Source organism: Frankia sp. AiPs1, from assembly GCF_023716945.1.
GTDB lineage: Bacteria > Actinomycetota > Actinomycetes > Frankiales > Frankiaceae > Frankia.
In genome coordinates this window covers 1-2,550 of the sequence record NZ_JAMQQF010000717.1, presented here as the reverse complement: position 1 = coordinate 2,550, position 2,550 = coordinate 1, and the positions used below count along the sequence as shown (strand labels likewise).

The following is a 2,550-nucleotide window of genomic DNA, read 5'->3' as shown; positions in this document are numbered from 1 at the left end:
AGGCCCTCGGCCTGGCCGCGCAGACGGCCCGCCGGGCCGGCGCCGCGGAGATCGTGATCGCCAACCGGACCCCGGCCCGGGCGGCCCGGGTCGCCGGGATGCACGACGGCCGGGCCGTCGGCCTGACCGACCTTCCGCACGAGATCCTCATGGCCGACCTGGTGATCTCCTCGACCGGCGCCACTGGTCTCGTCGTCGAGCACGACCTCGTCGCCGCCACGCTGCCCGGGCGCGGCGGGCGACCGCTGGTCTTCCTCGACCTGGCCCTGCCGCACGACATCGACCCGGGCGTGCGCGCCCTGCCCGGGGTGAGCCTGATCGACCTGGAGGCGCTGCGGGTCGCACTCGACGGCGCCCAGGTGGCGCACGACGTGGAGGCGGTCCGCGCCCTGGTCTCCACCGAGGTCGCGGGTTTCCTCGACCGCCGTCGCGCGGGTCGGGTCGCGCCGACCGTGGTCGCCCTGCGGGCGCACGCCGACTCCGTCGTGCACGGCGAGCTCGCCCGGTTGCACTCCCGCCTGCCCGACCTCGACGATCGGGAGTGGGAACTGGTGGAGGGCGCGGTCCGCCGCGTCGTCGACAAGCTGCTGCACGCCCCGACCGTGCGGGTGCAGCAGCTCGCCGGGGCGCCCGGAGGCGATTCCTACGCCGAGGCCCTGCGGGAACTGTTCGATCTTCCGCGCGAGGTGCCCGCCGTGGTATCCGCGCCTGACCTTGATCTTGTGGAGCGTTCGTGACGGCGATGGAGCCGACCAGTACCGAGACCGATGCGACGGCCCGGGGCGCGATGCTGAGCGCCCGGTTCGCGGGTCGCCGGCTACGGCTGGGGACGCGCCGCTCCGCGCTGGCCCTGGTCCAGTCCGGAATGATCGCCGCGCAGTTGCGGGAGAGGGTGGGCTGTGCGGTCGACCTCATCCCGATTGTAACCGCGGGTGACCGTTCGCCTGCGGAGATAAGCCAGATCGGCGGGACCGGCGTGTTCGTCAGCGCGTTGCGCGACGCCCTGCTGGCCGGCGAGATCGACCTTGCCGTGCACTCCCTGAAGGACCTGCCGACGGCCACCCCGTCCGGCCTCGTGCTCGCCGCCGTCCCGACCCGGGAGGACACCCGGGACGTGCTCGTCTCGCCCAGCGGGCGGGGGCTCGCCGAGCTCGGACCCGGCACCCGGGTCGCGACCGGCTCCCCGCGCCGCGCGGCCCAGTTGCGGGCGCTCGGGCTCGGGTTCGACGTGGTCGCGATCCGCGGCAACGTCGACACCCGGCTGAAGAAGGCCATCGACGGCGAGGTCGACGCCGTCGTCCTGGCGTATGCGGGACTGTCGCGCCTGGACCGCCTGGACGCCGTCACGGAGATTCTCGACCCCGAGGTCATGCTGCCGTCGCCCGGCCAGGGTGCGCTGGCCGTCGAGTGCGCCGGAGGGACCGGGCTCAGACTGGCCGGGCCGGCCCGCGCGCTGGTCGCCGCCGGGGCCGGGGATCACGCCGACGGAGACCGCCCGGGCGCGGATGCCGGGCGGGACGGGCGGGGCCGGGGTCCGGATGTGGGACGGAACCGTGGCCAAACGCGGTCAGATCATGGTCAGCCGGTCGATGGTGGCCTTGCCGAGCTGCTACGGTTTGTGCTCGATGACGCATCGTCGTCCGTCGCGATCAGAGCGGAACGCGCGTTTCTCGCTGGGATCGAGGCCGGATGCACCGCCCCGGTCGGCGCTTTGGCAGTGGCAGAGCCTGCGCCGGCGGCGGCCGTCGGCACAGTGGCACCGGCCGGCGATGCGTCCCCCGCGGGTCGACTGCGCCTGCGGGCGGTCGTCGCCGCGCCGGATGGCAGCACCGTCCTCCGGCGTGACGTGACCGGGTCCGCCGTCGACCCGGAGGCGCTCGGGCAGCGCCTCGCGGACGACCTGCTGTCCGCCGGAGCACACTCGCTGATGGGAATTCGCTGAGCATGGCCACCCGACGCACGAAGAAGCCCGTCCCCCCGGTCGCACTCGTCGGCGCCGGCCCCCGTGACCCGGGCCTGCTGACCGTCCTCGCGGTCGAGACCCTCGCGTCGGCCGACCTCGTCGTCGCCGACCCCGATGTCGCGCCTGCCATCGTGGAGAACCTCTCCGCCGAGGTGCTGCGCATCGGGGACCTGGAGGCGTCCAAGCCGGTCCGCGACGCCGAGGCGGCCACCGCCGCGGTGGTCAGCCGGGCCCGCGCCGGGGACAGGGTCGTCCGGCTCTACGCGTCGGATCCGTGGCTGACCCGCATCGGCGCCGCTGACGCCCAGGCGCTCGCGAAGGCCAAGATCCCCTACCGGGTCGTGCCCGGGGTCCTCACGGGGGCCGCGGTGGCCACCTACGCCGGCGTCGCGCCCGGCTCGCCGATCACCTTCGCCAGCACGTCGGGTGTCTTCTCCTCGTCGGGGACGCTCCCGGCGCCGTCGCCGTTCGGTGCGGGCGAGCCCGTCGGTCCGCTGACCGGTCCGCCCTTCGGCGTCGGCCGGCTCGGCGCCCGTCCGATGACCGGGCTCGGCGGCGGCCTCGGTGGCTCCCCATCCAACCGCGCC

The 2,550-nt window shown here is 75.0% G+C and carries 2 protein-coding genes and 1 pseudogene; all 3 read left to right on the top strand.

The annotated features are described in order from the left end of the window. Positions 1–737, top strand: a pseudogene (locus ND748_RS29875) (glutamyl-tRNA reductase); the annotation flags it as partial. After that, positions 734–1,942: a hydroxymethylbilane synthase gene (hemC, locus tag ND748_RS29870; protein ID WP_251749545.1), complete on the top strand. Its 1,209-nt coding sequence runs from the start codon at positions 734–736 to the stop codon at positions 1,940–1,942. The pseudogene ND748_RS29875 and the gene hemC, both read left to right, overlap by 4 nt. 2 nt (positions 1,943–1,944) lie before the next feature. Next, on the top strand, positions 1,945–2,550 hold a 606-nt coding region (locus ND748_RS29865; RefSeq protein ID WP_251749543.1), incomplete at its 3' end, for an SAM-dependent methyltransferase.